The organism is Pseudomonas sp. Hz4, assembly GCF_054898165.1.
In genome coordinates this window covers 5,561,268-5,581,098 of record NZ_CM142719.1, presented here as the reverse complement: position 1 = coordinate 5,581,098, position 19,831 = coordinate 5,561,268, and the positions used below count along the sequence as shown (strand labels likewise).

General features: G+C 58.6%; 17 protein-coding genes. 3 read left to right on the top strand and 14 right to left on the bottom strand.

Features of this window, described 5'->3' with window-relative positions:
• Window positions 1-25 precede the first annotated feature (25 nt).
• Together dnaG and rpsU are read right to left on the bottom strand one after the other, a co-directional pair.
• Entirely contained in the window at window positions 26-2,005 is a 1,980-nt protein-coding gene (gene dnaG, locus ACYZTR_RS25800) for a DNA primase (protein WP_461979892.1), read from the bottom strand.
• A 482-nt stretch (window positions 2,006-2,487) separates the two neighbouring features.
• Complete coding sequence (rpsU, locus tag ACYZTR_RS25795; RefSeq protein WP_002551877.1) at window positions 2,488-2,703, bottom strand: 30S ribosomal protein S21; 216 nt, start codon at window positions 2,701-2,703, stop codon at window positions 2,488-2,490.
• A gap of 199 nt (window positions 2,704-2,902) precedes the next feature.
• Here rpsU and tsaD point away from each other — a divergent pair, with 199 nt between their 5' ends.
• Entirely contained in the window at window positions 2,903-3,928 is a 1,026-nt protein-coding gene (tsaD, locus tag ACYZTR_RS25790) for a tRNA (adenosine(37)-N6)-threonylcarbamoyltransferase complex transferase subunit TsaD (RefSeq protein WP_461974881.1), read from the top strand.
• 35 nt (window positions 3,929-3,963) lie between these two features.
• Here the strand turns inward: tsaD and plsY are convergent, their stop codons facing one another.
• Window positions 3,964-4,533, bottom strand: a complete 570-nt coding sequence (plsY, locus tag ACYZTR_RS25785) for a glycerol-3-phosphate 1-O-acyltransferase PlsY (protein ID WP_461974879.1) — start codon at window positions 4,531-4,533, stop codon at window positions 3,964-3,966.
• A gap of 74 nt (window positions 4,534-4,607) precedes the next feature.
• Here plsY and folB point away from each other — a divergent pair, with 74 nt between their 5' ends.
• Window positions 4,608-4,964, top strand: coding sequence for a dihydroneopterin aldolase (gene folB / locus ACYZTR_RS25780; RefSeq protein ID WP_008008297.1), 357 nt, complete (start codon window positions 4,608-4,610; stop codon window positions 4,962-4,964).
• Entirely contained in the window at window positions 4,955-5,473 is a 519-nt protein-coding gene (gene folK / locus ACYZTR_RS25775) for a 2-amino-4-hydroxy-6-hydroxymethyldihydropteridine diphosphokinase (RefSeq protein ID WP_461974877.1), read from the top strand. The genes folB and folK overlap by 10 nt, the downstream gene beginning before the upstream one ends.
• Before the next feature lie 94 nt (window positions 5,474-5,567).
• Here folK and ACYZTR_RS25770 read toward each other — a convergent pair whose 3' ends face one another.
• The 11 genes from ACYZTR_RS25770 to ACYZTR_RS25720 all read right to left on the bottom strand — a co-directional run bounded on the left by ACYZTR_RS25770 (window position 5,568) and on the right by ACYZTR_RS25720 (window position 19,760).
• Complete coding sequence (locus tag ACYZTR_RS25770; RefSeq protein ID WP_461974875.1) at window positions 5,568-6,797, bottom strand: multifunctional CCA addition/repair protein; 1,230 nt, start codon at window positions 6,795-6,797, stop codon at window positions 5,568-5,570.
• A 63-nt stretch (window positions 6,798-6,860) separates the two neighbouring features.
• Window positions 6,861-8,423 (bottom strand): SpoVR family protein, encoded by a 1,563-nt coding sequence (locus ACYZTR_RS25765; protein ID WP_449645257.1) that lies wholly within the window; start codon window positions 8,421-8,423, stop codon window positions 6,861-6,863.
• Entirely contained in the window at window positions 8,420-9,691 is a 1,272-nt protein-coding gene (locus ACYZTR_RS25760) for a YeaH/YhbH family protein (RefSeq protein ID WP_461974873.1), read from the bottom strand. The genes ACYZTR_RS25765 and ACYZTR_RS25760 overlap by 4 nt, the downstream gene beginning before the upstream one ends.
• 202 nt (window positions 9,692-9,893) lie before the next feature.
• On the bottom strand, window positions 9,894-11,816 hold the full coding sequence (locus tag ACYZTR_RS25755) for a PrkA family serine protein kinase (protein ID WP_033056218.1): 1,923 nt from the start codon (window positions 11,814-11,816) through the stop codon (window positions 9,894-9,896).
• Window positions 11,817-12,112: 296 nt separating this feature from the next.
• Entirely contained in the window at window positions 12,113-12,442 is a 330-nt protein-coding gene (glpE, locus tag ACYZTR_RS25750) for a thiosulfate sulfurtransferase GlpE (protein ID WP_461974871.1), read from the bottom strand.
• A gap of 33 nt (window positions 12,443-12,475) precedes the next feature.
• Window positions 12,476-13,357, bottom strand: coding sequence for a symmetrical bis(5'-nucleosyl)-tetraphosphatase (locus tag ACYZTR_RS25745; RefSeq protein WP_461974869.1), 882 nt, complete (start codon window positions 13,355-13,357; stop codon window positions 12,476-12,478).
• On the bottom strand, window positions 13,357-13,737 hold the full coding sequence (gene apaG / locus ACYZTR_RS25740; protein WP_123368659.1) for a Co2+/Mg2+ efflux protein ApaG: 381 nt from the start codon (window positions 13,735-13,737) through the stop codon (window positions 13,357-13,359). Before apaG ends, ACYZTR_RS25745 begins: the two co-directional genes overlap by 1 nt.
• 123 nt (window positions 13,738-13,860) lie before the next feature.
• Window positions 13,861-14,679, bottom strand: coding sequence for a 16S rRNA (adenine(1518)-N(6)/adenine(1519)-N(6))-dimethyltransferase RsmA (gene rsmA, locus ACYZTR_RS25735; protein ID WP_449645255.1), 819 nt, complete (start codon window positions 14,677-14,679; stop codon window positions 13,861-13,863).
• Window positions 14,676-15,665, bottom strand: a complete 990-nt coding sequence (gene pdxA / locus ACYZTR_RS25730) for a 4-hydroxythreonine-4-phosphate dehydrogenase PdxA (RefSeq protein ID WP_449645254.1) — start codon at window positions 15,663-15,665, stop codon at window positions 14,676-14,678. The genes rsmA and pdxA overlap by 4 nt, the downstream gene beginning before the upstream one ends.
• On the bottom strand, window positions 15,662-16,978 hold the full coding sequence (surA, locus tag ACYZTR_RS25725; RefSeq protein ID WP_461974867.1) for a peptidylprolyl isomerase SurA: 1,317 nt from the start codon (window positions 16,976-16,978) through the stop codon (window positions 15,662-15,664). The genes pdxA and surA overlap by 4 nt, the downstream gene beginning before the upstream one ends.
• Window positions 16,959-19,760 carry an LPS-assembly protein LptD gene (locus ACYZTR_RS25720; protein WP_461974865.1) on the bottom strand — a complete coding sequence of 934 codons (2,802 nt, stop codon included), beginning with the start codon at window positions 19,758-19,760 and terminating at the stop codon, window positions 16,959-16,961. Before ACYZTR_RS25720 ends, surA begins: the two co-directional genes overlap by 20 nt.
• Window positions 19,761-19,831 lie beyond the last annotated feature (71 nt).

Sequence of the window (19,831 nt, the reverse complement as noted above, 5' to 3'; positions counted from 1 at the left end):
CGAGGATTATACCTGAGCTATGACCTCACGCGCCAGTTGAGGTCGGGTCTGATACAGCCAAATTGCGTTTTAATAGGTCGCGCATCTGATTTGCGATCTGAATTGCTTCCTCCGCGGTCAATCCTGGCTGCCTTGCTTTTCTGATAAGTACTTCCAGGCTATCCGTGTGCTGACTTGCCGATAACCTAGTAATGGTGTCTAAAAACTGTTGTTCAAGGTTGTCGCCGTCAATCAGCCACTCCTTTTCCGCTAAAGCCTTAAGCAGGCGCCCCTGTTCAGTGCCATGCCAGCGCGCCATTAGCTGAATAGAGTTTAGCTTAGGATTTTTCTGCACGGTCCCGATGAGGGCTACCAGCAGTTGCGCGTACGTGTTGCTCTCATTCGCGAAGTGATCGGCGGTTTCTACCTTGCCCGCCAGCTCCGGATGATGAATGAGGGTGCGCAGCGCTATCAGCGTTGGAGCTTCGACTGCAATCGGTGTGCGTGGGGCGCTGTGTTGGTCGCGATCACCGCCGCGTTTACCGTTCTTGTCCCACGGTTTCTTGTCCCACTTCTTGCCGCCCGCACCGGGTTTCTTCGGCGTCCATTCCTGCTGCGGCACGTACATCTCTTGTGCCTGCGGCTGATGGTAGTCGCTGTAATCCGGCATGGCGTCGTAATCGATGCCCGGATCGTAAGCCGGTGGTGCTTCCAGAGGCGCGCTGTGCACCAGCTGGCTCACGGCTTCACCGCTTAGGCCGGTAATTTCGGTCAGTCGCTGACGCATCAGAATCCGCAGGTTTGCGCCCGGGACTTTGTCGATCAGCGGCGCGGCGAGGGTGGCCATGTGGGCCTTGCCTTCGAGCGAGCGTGGGTCCGATTCCTCGGTCAGCTGTTGAAAAAAATAATCCGCTAATGGTTGGGCGTGCTGGTTGATCCGTGCGCGGAAGGCGTCAGTGCCTTCGGAGCGGACCAGCGTGTCCGGGTCTTCGCCTTCGGGCAGAAACAGAAAACGTGCGCGCCGCCCATCCTGCAGGCTCGGCAGCGCCGCTTCCAATGCCCGCCAAGCGGCATTTCGACCTGCCTGATCTCCGTCGAAGCAGAACAGCACGTTGGGCACGACGCGAAACAGCCGCTTCAAGTGCTCTTCGCTGGTGGCGGTGCCCAAGGTCGCGACAGCATTGCGCAGGCCTTGCTGTGCGAGGGCGATAACATCCATGTAGCCTTCAACGACGATGATTTCGTCGAGGTTGCGGTTGTTCTTGCGTGCTTCATAAAGGCCGTAGAGTTCTTGGCCCTTATGGAATACCGGGGTTTCCGGTGAGTTCAGGTATTTGGGCTTGTCGTCGCCCAAAACCCGGCCGCCGAAAGCGATGATGCGTCCGCGGCTGTCGCGAATCGGGAACATCACGCGATCGCGGAAGCGATCATAGCGTTTGCCGGTTTCGGCGTTCTCGATCAGCAGGCCGGCATCGATCATTGCTTTCTGTTGCAGGGTATCGCTGCTCAAGTGCTTGAACAGGTTGTCCCAGCCGGGCGGGGCAAAGCCGAGACCGAAGTCTCGAGCGATTTCACCGGTCAGCCCGCGTCCTTTCAAATAGTCCACAGCCGCTTTTCGCGACGGATGGCTTTTCAGGGCCTGGCGGTAAAAGTCGGCGGCGGCGGTGAGCAGCGGGTAGAGCGGCGAATCGGTCGGCTGCCGCGGTTTGTGCGGCCGTCCGCTTTCTTCGCGGGGGATTTCCATGCCGGCGGCTTTGGCCAGTTCTTCGACAGCCTGGACGAAATCCAGGTTGTCGTGGTCCATCATGAAGCCGAGGGCATTGCCGCCAGCGCCGCAGCCAAAGCAATAATAGAACTGCTTGTCGGGACTGACGCTGAAGGAGGGGGTTTTCTCTTTGTGAAACGGGCAGCAGGCGGTGTAATTCTTGCCAGCCTTTTTCATCTGCAGGCGCGAGCTGACCACATCGACGATGTCGGTGCGGTTCAGAAGGTCGTCAATGAAGCTCTGGGGAATTAGCCCGGCCATGGCGTTCTCGTCATCTGCGCTGAAATGGACCCAAAACAATGAGCGGCCGAACGCGGGTCGTTGTTTGAGGCGCGCAAAATGTGCGGCTCGACCGGTGTCGTCTGCATAATCGCTGTCGGGAAGTGTATCTGCCGAAAATCCACTGACGTTAGTACCCATCAGTATTCGGCTATTTGAAAGTGTTGCGCTGAATCCGGCTGCGGCCTGTCAATGGCCTCGGATAGCTCATAAGCTGGCACGCAAGAAGGTGCCTTGGGCTGATCGTCGTGAGAGGAATCAGTGGGTGTGCTCGTCAGTAGCCTTGGAAGGCTCGTCAGAAAAGACGTGCACCGCTGGCAAAAGAGCCAGGTCTGACGCTGTGAAGCAGATGTGTCGCGGTCGCGTGTGCGGCTTTGACGGTGAAGCATCAAGCGTTGTCCGCAAATGCCATTAGCCCGGCTGAGGGCCGGGCTTGGCAGAAGCTTGCTACGAACGTCTGTGTATTAGTACAGACGAACGGCGCGGCGCTGTTCGCGCTGTACTTTCTTGGCGTGACGCTTAACAGCGGCTGCTGCTTTACGTTTACGCTCAGAAGTAGGCTTCTCGTAGAATTCGCGGCTACGAACTTCAGCCAATACACCGGCTTTTTCGCAGGAGCGCTTGAAACGACGCAGAGCTACGTCGAAGGGTTCGTTCTCTTTTACTTTGACGGCTGGCATCCAGAGCTACCTTCATTCATTACCGGGGTCAACATCCTCGTGGCAAAAGAGCACTTGAAGACGTCGGTTTTTAAGGGTTGCGGATGTTAACCCCTCATCGCTCGGAATGCAAAGCCTCTGATCGAAAACCGCTAGTCGGGGCATCCCATGGCGACTATTATGCGCGCCTTCGAATTCAGCCTAAACAAGGCGTAAACCCATGCTAGTACTGGGATTAGAAACCTCCTGCGACGAAACCGGTGTCGCATTATATGACAGTGAGCGCGGCCTGCTGGCCGACGCGCTGTTCAGCCAGATTGACCTGCACCGCGCCTATGGTGGGGTAGTGCCGGAGCTGGCCTCGCGTGACCACGTCAAACGCATGCTGCCCTTGATTCGTCAGGTGTTGGCCGAAGCTGACTGTGTGCCGACCGAGATCGACGCCATCGCCTATACCGCGGGTCCTGGCCTGGTCGGTGCCTTGCTGGTGGGCGCCTCCTGTGCTCAGGCGCTGGCCTTCGCCTGGGGCATTCCGGCGCTGGGTGTGCACCACATGGAAGGTCATCTGCTGGCGCCCATGCTAGAGGCGCAACCACCGCAATTTCCGTTCGTCGCTTTGTTGGTGTCAGGCGGTCATACGCAGCTGGTTCAGGTCGACGGGATCGGTCAATACACGCTCTTGGGCGAGACCCTCGACGATGCCGCCGGTGAAGCTTTTGACAAGACCGCGAAGATGATGGGCCTCAATTATCCGGGTGGCCCGGAAATCGCGAAACTGGCAGAGCAAGGCGTCGCAGGACGTTTCACCTTTCCGCGTCCGATGTGCGACCGTCCAGGCCTGGCCTTCAGCTTCAGCGGCTTGAAAACCTTCGCCCTGAACACTTGGCAGCAGAGCGTCAGCGCCGGGGACGACAGCGAGCAAGCCCGTTGCGACATCTCGCTGGCGTTCCAGCAGGCCGTGGTGGAGACTTTGACCATCAAGTGCAAGCGCGCCCTGAAACAGGCGGGCATGACGCGTCTGGTGATCGCTGGCGGCGTCAGTGCCAACAAGGCACTGCGCACTTCACTGGAAAAAATGCTCGGCGACATGAAGGGCGATGTGTTTTATGCCCGTCCAGAGTTCTGCACCGACAACGGCGCGATGATCGCATTTGCCGGCTGCCAGCGCTTGCAGGCCGGTCAGCACGAAAGCCTGGCGATCAGCGTGCAGGCGCGCTGGCCAATGGAGCAATTGTCGGCGCTGTGATGACGTGCGGGATGAGCGGCGCTCATGCCCGGTATTTAAAAATGCCGTTCGCGCCCGGCAAACAGGTCGCGTAGATTGCCGCGATGGCGCCAGACGATCAGTCCCGTGAGTGCGCTCATGGGCAGCAGTGCCGCCGGTTCTTGCCAGGCAAGCAGCGGCAGGGTCAGCGGCGTGGCGATCAATGCGGCCAGTGAGCTGGTGCGAGTCAGGTAGAACGTCAGCAGCCAGGCGCAGACCGCCAGCAGTGCAGCAGGCGGGTAGAGGCCCAGCAGCATTCCGGCAGCGGTGGCGACACCCTTGCCACCGCGAAAGCGAAAGTACAGCGGGAACAGGTGGCCGATGACAGCGCTGACGCCGATCCAGGCCTGTTCTTGCAGCGAAAGGCCCGCAAGCCCTGCGATCAGCACCGGCAGCAGGCCTTTGCAGAGGTCGCCGAGCAAAGTCAGGACGGCGAGTTTCTTGCCGGCCAAGCGCAACATGTTGGTGGCGCCGGCATTGCCCGAGCCACTCATTCGCGGATCGGGGTTACCGGTCAGGCGGCTGAGCAAAATGGCGAAGGACAGAGAGCCGAGCAGGTAGGCGAGAGTCGCCAATAACCAAAACATGCTAACTATTCCGGGCAAGGACGCCCTGATTCTAACGGCGCATTGCGCCCTTGTCGTGCAGCGGAGAAAAGTGCTTGGACAGAGTGTTTATCGAGGGCCTGGAAGTCGACACCGTGATTGGTGCCTATGACTGGGAGCGAGGCATCCGACAGTGCTTGCGACTTGATCTGAGTTTCGCTTGGGACAATCGCCCGGCCGCCGCCGGTGATGACCTGACGCTGGCGCTCGATTACGCGAGCGTTTCGTCGCGCATCCAGGCTTTTGCCGAGCAGGCGCAGTTCCAGCTGGTCGAGACCTTCGCCGAGCGTCTGGCTGAAGTGCTGATGAGCGAATTCAACATCACCTGGATGCGCCTCAAGCTAACCAAGCCAGGTGCCATCCCGGCTGCCACGGGTGGTGTGGGCGTGGAGATCGAGCGCGGATGCCGCTGACTCAGGTGTATCTCGGGCTCGGTAGCAATATCGAGCGTGAATCCCATTTGCAGGCTGGCCTGGAAGCCTTGGCAGGTTTCATGGTGGATATACGCTGCTCGGCGGTGTTCGAAAGCCAGCCAGTGGGGATCAAGAGCGGGCCGTTCTTCAATTTTGTGGTGTCGGCTTTTACCGATTTACCGCTGATGGAACTGGATCGCCGGTTGAAATTCATCGAGGCGGACAACGGCCGTTATGCACCGGACCGCAAGGGTTTGCCGCTGGATATCGACGTGCTGCTGTTCGGCGATCTGGTGGGCAACTTTGATGGCTTGATTTTGCCGCGGGCAGAAATTCTGAAAAATGCCTTCGTGCTGTGGCCGTTGTCGCTGATCGCACCGGATCGCGTGCATCCGGGGGTAGGCAAGAGCTTCGCGACGTTGTGGCGCGAGGCGCAAATTGATCAGGTGTTGGCGCCGGTGGCTTTTGAGTGGCGCGGTGAGCAATTGACCCCTTCGAATTTGCTGTGACCCTGTTGACGCCTTCGCGGGCAAGTCGGATCGCCGCACCGCTCGCTCCTACAGAACAATGCGGACAAGGAGCGAGGCTTGCCCGCGAAGCTTCTCAGGTGGACGCCGCGTCTTTGTAAGTCTTCAACGCCTTGAGCCGTTCACGCTTGATCGCCTCACCCAGCTCCGGCCCTTTGAATCCTTTCTCCAGCAACGGCTGAACCGCCACGGTCCGAGCGGCATTCGCCGCCCCGCGCAAATAATCCGCCTGTGGATAACTTCGCTGTTCCAGCCCTTTGCGTCCACGCGCGTCCATCTCGCACGCCGCGATAAAATCCTCGAACCGCTGCGGTCGACGGTAAACGTCAAAACGTTGCAGCAACTCCAGCAAGGTCGACGGTTTCAGCTCCAAGGCGCGATGGCCGTGGGTGTGATATTCGCCGACCAGCAAAGCCAGCTCCTGACAGTCTCTCGGCGCCTTGAAGCGTTCGTTGACTGTCTTGATCAGCTTCAGGCCTTTGTGTTCGTGGGCTATGTGCCGGGGCCATTCCTCCTCGGGCGTCAGTCCCTTTCCCAGGTCATGCAGCAGGCAGGCCCAGCGCACAGTGAGTGGTTGTTTGTGCAGTGCCGCTTGCTCCAGCACGCTCAGGGTGTGCACGCCCGTGTCGATTTCCGGGTGATGGACTTCCGGTTGCGGTACGCCGAACAGCGCGTCGAGTTCCGGCATCAGCACCTTGAGCGCACCGCACTCGCGAAGCACCTCAACGAACACCTGGGGTTGGTCTTCCATCAGGGCGCGAGAGATTTCTTTCCAGCTTCGTTCCGCGGTCAAGGCTTGCAGTTCACCTGACTCGCTGAGTTGACGCATCAGTTCCAGTGTCTCAGGTGCGACGGTGAAACCCAGCCCCGCATAACGAGCGGCGAAGCGGGCAACGCGCAGAACTCTGAGAGGATCTTCGGCGAATGCGGGGGAAACGTGGCGCAGGAGGCGATCCTTGAGATCCCGTTGGCCATGGTAAGGATCGGTCAGGTTCTGCTGATCGTCTTCTGCCATGGCATTGATTGTCAGGTCACGACGGATCAGGTCTTCTTCAAGGGTGACTTCGGGGCTGGCGTGAAAGGTAAAGCCGCCGTAGCCGCGTCCGCTTTTGCGTTCGGTCCGGGCGAGGGCGTATTCCTCAGCGCTTTTGGGGTGAAGAAAAACCGGGAAGTCCGCACCCACCGGGCGAAAGCCCTTGGCGAGCATTTCTTCAGTGGTGGCGCCAACCACGACCCAATCGATGTCGGTGACAGGCTTGCCCAGCAGGCGATCGCGTACCGCACCGCCGACTTTATAAATCTGCATAAGAACCCTCCGTTAGCTCGACAGAATAACCGTTGCGTCGAACTTCCGGAGGCAGAAACAGGATCAAAGATGGATGACAGCCAGGTCCAGCCGGCCGTAATCCCCCTCGCTGTGTTCACCTCTGGGCGGAACATGCTGGGTTTTCATGACCTGATCCCCTTGCAGGGTTTCCAGGTGAATGTCGAAGCCCCAGAGGCGGTGCAGGTGTTTGAGCACTTCCTCGGTGGACTCGCCCAGCGGTTTGCGGTCATGTTGCTGGTGACGCAGGGTAAGAGAGCGGTCGCCGCGCCGGTCGATGCTGTAGATCTGCACGTTGGGTTCACGATTACCCAGGTTGTACTGCGCCGCCAGGGTTTCACGGATGAACCGGTAGCCGGGTTCATCGTGAATGGCGGGGACCAGCAAATCGTCCTTCTGGTCGTCATCGAGAATGCTGAACAATTTCAGGTCGCGGATCACCTGGGGTGACAAGTACTGCAGGATGAAGCTTTCATCCTTGAAGCTGCTCATGGCGAACTTGATGCTCGACAGCCAATCAGTGCCGGCAATTTCAGGGAACCAGCGGTAGTCCTCTTCGGTAGGCTTTTCACACATGCGCCGGATGTCCCGGTACATGGCAAAACCCAGGGTGTAGGGGTTGATGCCGTTGTAGTAGGGGCTGTCGAAGCCGGGTTGATAGACCACGCTGGTGTGGGACGTCAGAAACTCCATCATGAAGCCGTCGGTTACCAGGCCTTCGTCGTACAAGTCGTTCATCAGCGTGTAATGCCAGAACGTGGCCCACCCTTCGTTCATCACCTGGGTCTGACGCTGTGGATAAAAGTATTGGGCGATCTTGCGCACGATCCGCACGATTTCCCGCTGCCATGGCTCCAGCAGCGGTGCGTGTTTTTCGATGAAGTAAAGGATGTTTTCCTGAGGTTCGGCGGGGAAGCGCGCGTTGTCCTTGTCGCTGTACTTGTCCGCACCTTTTGGAATGGTCCGCCACAAATCGTTGATCTGTTTCTGCAAATGCTCTTCCCGATCCTTTTGCCGACGGCGTTCTTCTTCGGCGGAAATCGGGTACGGGCGTTTGTAGCGGTCGACCCCGTAGTTCATCAGGGCGTGGCAGGAATCGAGCAGGTCCTCGACCGCGTCGATGCCGTGGCGCTCTTCGCACTGCATGATGTACTGCTTGGCGAAGACCAGGTAATCGATGATCGAACTGGCGTCAGTCCAAGTGCGGAACAGGTAGTTGCCTTTGAAAAAGCTGTTATGCCCGTAGCAGGCATGGGCGACGACCAACGCCTGCATGCAGATGGTGTTTTCTTCCATCAAATAGGCGATGCACGGGTCAGAGTTGATCACGATCTCGTAGGCCAGCCCCATCTGCCCACGGCTGTAGGACTTCTCGGTGCTGAGGAAGTGTTTGCCGTAGGACCAATGGTGATAACCCAGCGGCATGCCGACGGAGGCATAAGCGTCCATCATCTGCTCGGCAGTGATCACTTCGATCTGGTTGGGGTAGGTATCCAGGGCATAACGAGCCGCCAGGCGACTGATTTCTTTGTCGTACGCCTGAATCAGCTCGAACGTCCATTCGGAGCCGGTGGAAATGGGTTGGCGCTTCTGCTCTTTGGCGGTCATGTCACTAACCTGCGCTGGAAGAGTTCACGGAAGACCGGATAGATATCCCCGGCCGAGACCAATTGTTGCTGGGCGAAATTGTCAGAGAAGGCTTCCGCGATGCGTTCGTACTCGAACCACAGGGCCTGGTGCTCACGCGGGGTGATCTCAACGTAAGTGTAGTACTGCACGAACGGCATGATCTGGTTGATCAGAATGTCGCGGCAGATCGGCGAGTCGTCGTTCCAGTTATCGCCGTCAGAGGCCTGGGCGGCATAGATGTTCCACTCGTTTGTCGGATAGCGTTCGGCCATGATCTCCTGCATCAGTTTCAAGGCGCTGGAAACGATGGTGCCGCCGGTTTCGCGGGAGTAGAAAAACTCCTCTTCATCCACTTCCCGGGCACTGGTGTGGTGGCGGATGAATACGACGTCGATCTTGTCGTAGTTACGCTTGAGAAACAGGTACAACAGGATAAAGAAGCGCTTGGCGATATCCTTCGTCGCCTGGGTCATGGAGCCGGACACGTCCATCAGGCAGAACATGACTGCCTTGGAACTGGGGTTGGGTTGCTTGATGAGCAGGTTGTACTTGAGATCGAAAGTATCGAGGAACGGTACGCGATGAATGCGCGCACTGAGTTTTTCGATTTCTGCTTCGGTTTCTTGAATATCGCCGAAGTTGTCAGGCTCATCCCGCTTGAGTCGCAGCAGTTCGTCTTTGGCTTCGCGCAATTTCGCCCGGCTGCTGCCCGACAGAGCAATTCGCCGTGCATGGGCCGAGCGCAAGGTGCGGATGATGTTGATCCGTGACGGATTGCCCTCGTTACTGATCCCGGCACGAACGGTCTTGAAGGTGTCGGTGCCGGTCAGGTTGCGCTTGACCAGATTCGGAAGCTCAAGGTCCTCGAACATGAATTCAAGGAATTCCTCCTGGGTGATCTGGAAGACGAATTCGTCCATCCCTTCGCCCGAGTTGCCGGCCTTGCCGGGGCCTCTGCCACCGCCACCTCCAGGCGGGCGGGCAATGTGCTCGCCGCTGGTGAATTCCTTGTTACCCGGGTGCACGACGGTCTGCTTGCCACCGCGACCGTGGTGAAGCACCGGCTCGTCAATGTCGCGGCCGGGGATGCTGATCTGTTCGCCGTGCTCCATATCGGTAATGGAGCGCCGGCTGACCGCCTCTTCGACAGCCTTTTTGATGTGATCACGGTAACGCCGCAGAAACCGCTGACGGTTCACCGTGCTCTTGTTCTTGCCATTGAGACGTCGGTCGATCACATAGCTCATGACTGCTCCTTAGAAGCTGTCCTGAAAGGGGCGAGCGGTTATGCAGCATCGACCGTGCCAAGGGATGTTCACGCTCCCCCAAGCGCTCTTGGACGCTGACTGAACCTCGCTACCGACTTTCGAACACCTTCCAGAGGTCTGTGTAACAGAAAATGCGAACACAGGCCTCTGGCTGACGACAACCGGTCTGACCGGCAACGGGTTATTGTGATTTTCTGACCCGCAAGTACCACTCGGACAGCAGCCGTACCTGTTTGTCGGTGTAGCCCCGCTCGACCATCCGTGTGACGAAGTCGTTGTGTTTCTGCTGGTCCTCTTTGCTGGCCTTGGCGTTGAAGCTGATGACTGGCAGGAGGTCCTCGGTGTTGGAGAACATTTTCTTCTCGATGACCACCCGCAGTTTTTCGTAGCTGAGCCAGGTCGGGTTCTTGCCGTTGTTATTGGCCCGGGCGCGCAGTACGAAGTTGACGATTTCGTTGCGGAAATCCTTCGGATTGCTGATGCCGGCCGGTTTTTCGATTTTCTCCAGTTCTTCGTTCAGCGCTACGCGGTTGAGGATTTCGCCGGTTTCCGGGTCGCGGTATTCCTGGTCCTGGATCCAGAAGTCGGCGTACAGCACATAGCGATCGAAGATGTTCTGGCCATACTCGCTATAAGATTCGAGATAGGCAGTCTGGATTTCCTTGCCGATGAATTCGATATAACGCGGTGCCAGGTATTCTTTGAGAAAGCGCAAATAGCGTTCGCGGGTTTCGGCCTGGAATTGTTCCTGCTCGATCTGTTGTTCCAGCACGTAGAGCAAATGCACCGGGTTGGCGGCGATTTCGTGCGGATCGAAGTTGAACACTTTCGACAGAATCTTGAACGCGAAACGGGTCGACAGGCCGTTCATGCCTTCGTCGACACCGGCGTTGTCGCGGTATTCCTGGATCGACTTGGCCTTCGGGTCGGTGTCCTTGAGGTTCTCGCCGTCATACACACGCATCTTGGAGTAGATGTTGGAGTTTTCCGGCTCCTTGAGGCGCGAGAGTACGGTGAACTGGGCGAGCATTTTCAGGGTGTCAGGCGCGCAGTGAGCCTTGGCCAGGGAGCTGTTGAACAAGAGCTTGTCGTAGATCTTCACTTCGTCGCTGACCCGTAGGCAGTACGGCACTTTGACGATGTAGATCCGGTCGATGAAGGCTTCGTTGTTCTTGTTGTTGCGGAAGGTGTGCCATTCCGATTCGTTGGAGTGGGCCAGCAGGATCCCGGTAAACGGAATCGCCCCCAGACCTTCGGTACTGTTGTAGTTGCCTTCCTGGGTGGCGGTCAGCAGTGGGTGCAGCACCTTGATCGGTGCCTTGAACATTTCGACGAACTCCATCAGGCCCTGGTTGGCCCGGCACAGTGCGCCAGAGTAGCTGTAGGCGTCGGCGTCGTTCTGCGGGAATTCTTCGAGTTTGCGGATATCGACCTTGCCCACCAGTGCCGAGATGTCCTGGTTGTTTTCATCTCCCGGCTCGGTTTTGGCTACGGCAATCTGGTTAAGGATCGACGGATACAGTTTCACCACGCGGAACTGGCTGATGTCGCCGCCAAATTCGGCCAGGCGCTTGGTAGCCCATGGCGACATGATGGTGTTGAGGTAGCGCCGTGGAATGCCGAAGTCCTCCTCGAGGATCGCGCCATCTTCAGTGGCGTTGAACAGACCCAGAGGCGATTCGAATACCGGCGAGCCTTTGATCGCGTAGAAAGGCACCTTCTCGATAAGCTGTTTCAGCTTTTCGGCCAGGGACGATTTACCGCCACCCACAGGGCCGAGCAAATAGAGAATCTGTTTCTTCTCTTCCAGGCCCTGAGCAGCATGGCGAAAATACGACACGATCTGGTCAATGCATTCTTCCATCCCGTGGAAGTCTTCAAAGGCCGGATAGCGGCGGATCACCTTGTTGGAAAAGATTCGCGACAGTCTCGAGTTGGCCGAGGTGTCGAGAAGTTCCGGTTCACCGATGGCCAGCAACAGACGCTCGGCGGCGGAAGCGTAGGCGCTACGGTCGCTTTTGCACAGTTCAAGATACTCTTGCAGCGAGAGTTCTTCCTGGCGTGTGGACTCGAAGCGTTGTTGGAAGTGGCTAAAGATACTCATGACGTCACCTCGCTCGATACGTGGAGCCGACGCCGGATCATTCAGTCGATGCTGGCAGCCACTGGATATGCAGTCGCTGTTTACCCCCCAGAACTCTTTCGGAGCTGACTACCCCGAAAGCTACTCCCGATGACCCGCGCGCCGGTGTACCGGCTCTCCCCTGTTTTGGATGGCCTGCGCTTAAGGATAGTTGGGAATTCGGCAGGTAAAGGCGAGATACGTAATTAGTTGTGGCAGACCGTTCGTCTGCCACCGCGCGAGCCCACAGGGGCCGGGGCTTGCGCGTTACAAAAAAATTATTCGGAAGTGCCTTGCGCCGTTTCCGAAGGATAAGTCGTACGCCACAGCTCAAAACCGCCATCCATGCTGTAGACGTCGGAGAAGCCCTGGCTGATCAGGTACGCAGCGGCGCTCTGGCTGGAATTGCCGTGATAGCAGACAACCACGGTCGGCGCGTCGAGGTCGGCGGCACGAATGAAATCCGAGATGGAAACATTGTCCAGATGCTTCGAGCCGGCGATGTGCAGCGCGGCAAAGGTCGCAGGATCGCGGACATCGACCACCACTGCGCCTTGTTCGCGCAGAGCTTGGGCCTGTTGCGGGGGGATACGTTTGAATTCGCTCATGGCGGGCTCCTGTGGCTCGGCTGAAAGCGCAGTCTAGCGCGGGGCGCTGGCTGACGATGGTTCGGGTCTAAGTGGGGCGACTGGCGGCAGGGCAAGGCCGTGCTCGTCGCATTTGCAAGACAGCCGTTCACCGCTGTCGACATTCATCAGGGTCAGGGCGCCACCCCAGACACAGCCGGTATCGAGGGCCGAGATACCGGGTTCGTTGCACTGGCCTTCTAGCGCGGCCCAGTGGCCGAAGATGATCTTCAGGCCCTTGGTCTTGCGTTCCTTGTGCTGGAACCAGGGTTTGTAACCCGGTGGCGCATTGTCGAGACCTTCCTTGCTTTTGAGGTCAAGCCTGCCCTCGGCGGTACAAAACCGCATGCGGGTGAAATAGTTGGTAATCACCCGCAGGCGTGTCACGCCTTTGAGGTCGTTGTCCCATTTCGCCGGATCGTTGCCGTACATGCCATCGAGGTAGGCCGGGAACAGGTTGTCGTCGCGCAGTGCAGTCTCGACTTCGGCGGCGCATTTCAAGGCCTTGCGCAGCGACCACTGGGGCGGTATGCCGGCATGGACCAGAGCAACGTTGCGCTGTTCGTCGTAGTGCATGAGTTTTTGCTGACGCAGCCACTCCAGCAGTTCCGCGCAATCGGGTGCTCCGAGAATCTCGAGCAGGGTGTCGGCCTTCTTCAGGCGCTCGATGTTTTGCCCGGCGGCCAGCAAGTGCAGGTCATGGTTGCCGAGCACGCACATCAGCGATTCGCGGATGTTATAGAGGAAACGCAAGGTTTCCAGGGACTGCGGGCCACGGTTGACCAGGTCACCTACCAGCCACAGACGATCCCGTGTCGGGTCGAAGGCGACTTGCTTGAGCAGGCACTGCAGTGCTTGAAGGCAGCCTTGCAGATCGCCGACGGCGTACGTTGCCATCAGTGCAGGGCTCCGGGCACCGCCAGACGGAATGGGGCAATGATGGCGTCGAAGTGTTTGCCGTCGTCGGCAACCATCTCATAAGTGCCCTGCATCGTGCCGACCTTGGAGGTCATGACGGTGCCGCTGCTGTAGGTGTGGCTTTCGCCCGCGTCGATCAACGGCTGCTGGCCAACAACGCCCGCGCCGCGAACTTCTTCGACATGCCCGTCACCGTCGGTGATCACCCAGTGCCGCGACAACAGTTTGGCCGGTAGCTCGCCATTGTTGTGCACGGTGATGGTGTAGGCGAAGGCAAAACGGTTTTGCTCGGGTTGCGATTGTTCTGCCAGATAGCGGGTGACGACGCTGACGTCGACCTGATAACGAGGATCGGACATGCAAGAGGCCTTAAAATCGAAGCGGAACGCGGGGCGTAGCTGATGGAACTCAGTCTAGGCCAAGTATCGGGTAGTAAACCAGACATGGGCGCTGGTGTCCTACCCGATAACGCTTCAGGCCTGTCAGATATCAGCAGGCTTTTGTAGGACTTGTTCGCTGAGCTTGTCGGCCAGGCGCACGAAGGCGGCTAGATCGAGTTGTTCGGGGCGCAAGCTGCCATCGACGCCGGCGGCTTCGATTTCATCGTTGCTCAACAGCAATTTGAGGGTGTTGCGCAGGGTCTTGCGGCGCTGGTTAAAGGCTTCGCGCACGACGCGTTCGAGCAGCTTGTGATCCTTGGCCGGGTGCGGCAATACCGCGTGGGGTACCAGGCGCACGATGGCCGAATCGACTTTCGGCGGCGGATTGAACGCGCCCGGGCCGACGTTGAACAGATGCTCGACCCGGCAGTGGTACTGAACCATGATCGACAAGCGACCCCAGTCACCGCCACCAGGGCCTGCCGCCAGACGCTCGACCACTTCCTTTTGCAGCATGAAGTGCATGTCGCGAATGATGCCGGCGTTGTTCAGCAGGTGGAAAATCAGTGGCGTGGAGATGTTGTACGGCAGGTTACCGACCACACGCAGGCTGTTCGGCGCGGCATTCAGGCTGTTGAAGTCGAACTTCAGCGCGTCGCCCTGGTGCAGGTTGAAGTTATCCTTGCCGGCGAACTGCTGGTTGAGGATCGGGATCAGGTCCTTGTCCAGCTCCACCACGTCCAACTGCGCGCCGCTGTTGAGCAAACCTTGAGTCAGCGCGCCCTGGCCCGGGCCGATTTCCAGCAGGCGGTCTTCGGGTTTGGCGCGGATGGCGCGCAGGATGCGGTCGATAACGCCGGCATCGTGCAGGAAGTTCTGGCCAAAGCGTTTGCGCGCCTTGTGTTGGTAATGCTCGGTCATAAACGGGTCTCGGCCATCTGGTAAGCGGTTTCCAGGGCGACTTGCAGGCTGCCGGTGTCGATTTTGCCGCTGCCGGCCAGGTCCAGGGCAGTGCCGTGGTCCACCGATGTGCGGATGATCGGCAAGCCGAGGGTCACGTTGACTGCCGCGCCGAAGCCTTTGTACTTCAGCACCGGCAGGCCCTGGTCGTGGTACATCGCCAGCACCGCGTCGCAGTGCTCCAGATATTTGGGGGTAAACAGAGTGTCGGCGGGCAGGGGGCCGCGAAGGTCCATTCCTTCGCCACGCAGGCGCTCTAATGTAGGTTCGATAATGTCGATTTCTTCATGGCCCAGGTGTCCGCCTTCGCCGGCATGAGGGTTGAGCCCACACACCAGGATGCGCGGCTGGGCGATGCCGAATTTTTCTTGTAGATCGGTGTGCAGAATTCGCGTGACCCGTTCCAGTCGCTCCGGCGTGATCGCATCGGCAATCTCGCGAAGAGGCAGGTGAGTGGTGACCAGCGCCACGCGCAATCCGCGAGTGGCGAGCATCATCACCACTTGTGCGGTATGGGTCAGGTCGGCAAGAAATTCTGTGTGCCCGGAAAAGGCGATCCCGGAGTCATTGATCACGCCCTTGTGCACAGGGGCCGTGATCATGCCGGCAAAATGCCCGTCCAGGCAGCCTTGGCCAGCGCGAGTCAGGGTTTCCAGGACGAAAGCCGCGTTGGCCTTGTCCAGTTGCCCGGCGGTGACCTTGGCGTTGAGCGGTGTATCCCAGACATACAGGCTGTTGGCTGGCGCGGGTACATCCGGCCAGCTGTCCGGGGTTACCGGCAGCAAATCGACAACCACGCCCAGCTGCGCGGCCCGCTCAAAGAGCAGGTCGCGGCTGGTAATGGCAATCAGGGGATGTGGCTGGGCTTGCGAGGCGAGCAGCAGGCACAGGTCAGGACCTATGCCGGCCGGCTCGCCGGGTGTCAGCGCGAAACGTTTGGGTTTCACTGCGCTGCCTGGTCTGCACCAGGGAGTTTGATCTCTACGTACGCTTCGTCACGGATCTGACGCAGCCAGGTTTGCAGCTCTTCGTCGTATTTGCGGTTACGCAGTACGGTCATCGCTTGCTGCTCACGGGCCTGGGTGGTGCTGTCAGTGGCGCGACGGCCAAGGACTTCCAGAACGTGCCAGCCATATTGGGTCTGGAACGGCTTGGACAGCTGACCTTGCGGGGTCTTGGCCATCACTTCGCGGAATTCAGGCACCAATGCATTCGGGTCGATCCAGTTCAGGTCGCCACCGTTGAGGGCGGAACCCGGATCTTCCGAGAAGCTTTTCGCCAGCTCGCCGAAATTTTCGCCCGCTTCGATTCGGGTATAGAGCGACTCAGCCAAAGCCTTGGTTTTAGCCTCGTCGCGGATCGGGCTCGGTTTGACCAGGATATGACGCACGTGCACTTCGTCACGCACCTGGGTCTCGCCGCCACGCTTGTCGAGGATCTTCAGGATGATGAAGCCGCCCGGCGTGCGCATTGGCTGGGTAATGTCGCCGACAGCCATGGTGCTCAGCATGCGATCGAACGGAGGTGGCAGTTGACCGGCTTTACGCCAGCCCATGTCGCCACCTTCCAGTGCGGTTTCGCTGGCGGATTTGGCGATTGCCAACTGGCCGAAGTCAGCGCCTTGCTTGAGCTGCTGGTAAACCGTGTCGGCTTGTTTGGCGGCATTTTGAATGGCGTCGGAGTTAGCACTTTCCGGCGTAGGAATCAGGATGTTGGCCAGACGAAACTCTTCGGACAACTGCATTTTGCCAAGGTCGGAAGCGAGGAAGTTCTTCACTTCCTGTTCGGAAACCTGGATGCGCTCGGCCACACGGCGCTGACGCACACGGCTGATGACCATCTCGCGGCGAATCTGGTCGCGGGCGTCTTCATAAGACAGACCATCGCGAGTCAGGGCGGCGCGGAATTGATCCACGGACATGTTGTTGCGCTGGGCAATGGTGCCGACAGCCTGGTTCAGTTCTTCATCGGTAATGCGGATGCCGGAACGTTCGCCGATCTGCAGCTGCAGGTTTTCGACGATCAGGCGCTCAAGCACCTGCTGGTCCAGCACGCCGGCCGGCGGCACGGCTGAACCGCGCTTGGCGATGGTTTGCTGAACTTCATGGACGCGTTGGTCCAGTTGGCTCTGCATGACCACGTCGTTGTCGACAATGGCCACCACTTTATCGATGGACTGCACCGCGGCGTTCGCCGCGGTACCCAGGAACAGCGCGCCCAGCATCAGCGGGCGCAGACAATCAGAAAGCTTGGTCTTCACGTTCACGATAACCTTGGATGCCTTTGTCGAGGAAGCTCTCTACTTTGGCGCCGGTGAGGCCGCCGAGTCCCTTCAGAACAATTTGTAGGAAAATGCCGTGGTCGCCTTTTTCGTTTTCCGGGGCGTTCTGACTGAACTCGTCATACGAAACCCAGTAACGGTTGATCAGGCGCAGTTTCCAGCAGCAGTTGTCGTACTCGAAGCCACCGAAGGCTTCCAGGGTACGGTTGCGGTTGTAGTCATACTGCCAGCGGCTGATGGCGTTCCATTGCGGCACGATCGGCCAGATCACCGAGAAATCGTGCTGCTGAATCTTGTAGTAGTCCTTCACATAGCCAGGAGTGCCCGGGGTGCCGTAGTCACCACCGCCCACTTGCCACCTACCGGTGTTCTGGTCGTAACGGACCTGATCATTGCGATAGCGATAGCCAGCGTTGATGACCTTGTTCGGGTTGTCTTCAGGCTGGTAGTGGAACATCGCGCTGCCCGAGCGCGGGCTGCGGCTGTCCGGATCCCAGTTGTAATCGGCCGTGGTGCGCCAATCGCGGTTCCAGCGATATTCGTATTCCAGTGCATAGGGCGAGACATTAGCCTGCGCATCCTGGCGGGTTTTTGCATCAATACCCGGCAACTGAACTTCACGATCCTTGAAGTACACGGCCTGGCCGACGCTGATGCGTTGGCGTTCGAAGCCATTGTCTTCGATCCAGCGGTTGGTGACGCCCAGCGACAGTTTGTTCTCGTCGCCGACGCGGTCGGAGCCGGAGAAGCGGTTGTCACGGAACAGCGACGCGTAGTTGAAGGTGTATTCGCTGGTGTCGAACACCGGAATGTCTTCCTGATCCGTTTCAGGCACGTACAGGTAGAACAGGCGCGGTTCGAGGGTCTGGCGATAATTCTTGCCGAACCATTGGGTGTTTCGATCGAAATACAGGCCGCTGTCGATGCTTGCAATCGGCACGCCACGGTTCTGGTTGCTGCTGAAGGTGCCGTTGAGCTTTTGCTGTTCCGCAGTCTGCGCGTCAATCTGACTTTTGCCGGTACCGTCCAGATCCAGTTGGTACTGGGTGTATTGGTACTTGAGCGATGGCTTCAGGTAGCCATAAGTCCAGTCCAGCGGCAGGCTGACACCCGGTTTGAGATTCAAACGGTCGCCGTTGGCCCGTGCCAGTCCCGTCACGTTGTTATCAAGACGCGGCTCGACGGTGCCGTCTTCATTTACGAAGTTGCCGTTCTTCAAGTCACGATCAAACCGTACGACTTCTGTCTCGTAGTCGAAGTCCAGGCCGCCAGGGTGAGTCGGCAACTGACCATTGAAAGTGATCTGTGGCAAGCGGTCATACGGCGTAATGTTCGAAATGGTTGCGAGCTGATAAGCCTGGGCGTTCACGCGAGCGGTGTAGCTGTCGCCACGATAGGTGACAGAACCCTGCTGGTTCACATAATCGGAGCTTTTAACCCCGATCTGGTCGGTTTGCAGATCCTGGAAGTAATACGGATCGCTGATCTTGGTGTAATCGACTTGAGTCAGAACGCGCGAGTCGAGACCACCCTTGTGCTGCCAGTTGTACATGTAGCGATTTTTTTGGTAATCGGTCTGACCACTGCGATCGGTGTCTTCGTCGTTGAGGTACGCGGCGCCGAGCTGACCTTCGCTGGACGGGGTCAGGTAACGGAATTCGCCTTCCATCAACAAGCCGTGCTTGCTCATGTAGCGCGGGTACAACGTGGCGTCGTAGTTCGGTGCCAGGTTGAAGTAATACGGTGTGACCAGCAGGAAGCCGGTATCGGTTCCGGTGCCGATGGTCGGCGGCAGGAAGCCGGACTGGCGACGGTCATCGATCGGGAAATAGATGTACGGCGTGTACAGAACCGGAATGTCCTTGACCCGCAGCGTCACGTTGGTCGCGGTACCGAAACCGGTGGCCGGGTTCAAGGTGATATTGTTGCCCTTGAGCTGCCAGGCGTTGCTGTTCGGTTCGCACGTGGTGTACGTACCATCCTTGAGACGGATGATCGCGTTCTCGGCACGCTTGGCGTACAGCGCGCTGCCGCGGATGCGGGATTTGTGCAGGACGTATTCGGCGTTGTCGACCTTGGCTTCACCGGTGTCGAGCTGCACGTCGGCATGGTCGCCCACGATCAGTGCGCCGTTGTCGCGAACACGGACGTTGCCGCTCAGTTCGCCACGGCTCTCGGCCTGGTAGAGGTTCGCTTCGTCGGCTTCGACCTGCATGCTGCCCTGACGCATGACCGCGTCACCGGCCAGGGTCGCGACCTGCTCATCCTGCTTATAGCGAGAGGCTTTGGCGCCGAGAAAGGTCGGAGCGTCACTTTTATTCGTCTTGTCATTCATGCCAGGACGAATCGGTTCGATATAGGAACCAGAGCAGTAAGGACCGGTTTCGGCCAATTGCGCTGCAGTGAGCTTCTCGCGCGGAACCCAGTCGAGGTGGCTGTAGTCTTCGCTACGCGACTTCAAGCCGCGGCCCTTGGACTCGGTCACCAGCACAGGCTTGGCGCCGATGTCTTGACTGGAACCGCTGTCGGCCGGAGTCTCGCCGCTCGCGCTTACCGCCGCACTGCCGTCATGGACGGGACGCGGTGGCAGCGCAGCTGCTGGAGATTTTGGCGCACAGTTCCAGGCACCCGAAGCAGAGACTGAGCAGTCATACTGTTCCGCGGCGACCACGAACGAAGTGGCTAGAGGTTGCAGGGCCAGCAGACTGCCGGTAACCAACAACGGAAATTTTTTACGAAACGCGGGGGATTTCAATGCCATCTTATTAGTCCGGGCTTCCTGCGTGCCATCTGCCCGCGGTGTGGGCCGCACGCCTCTCGATGGTCTGAAAA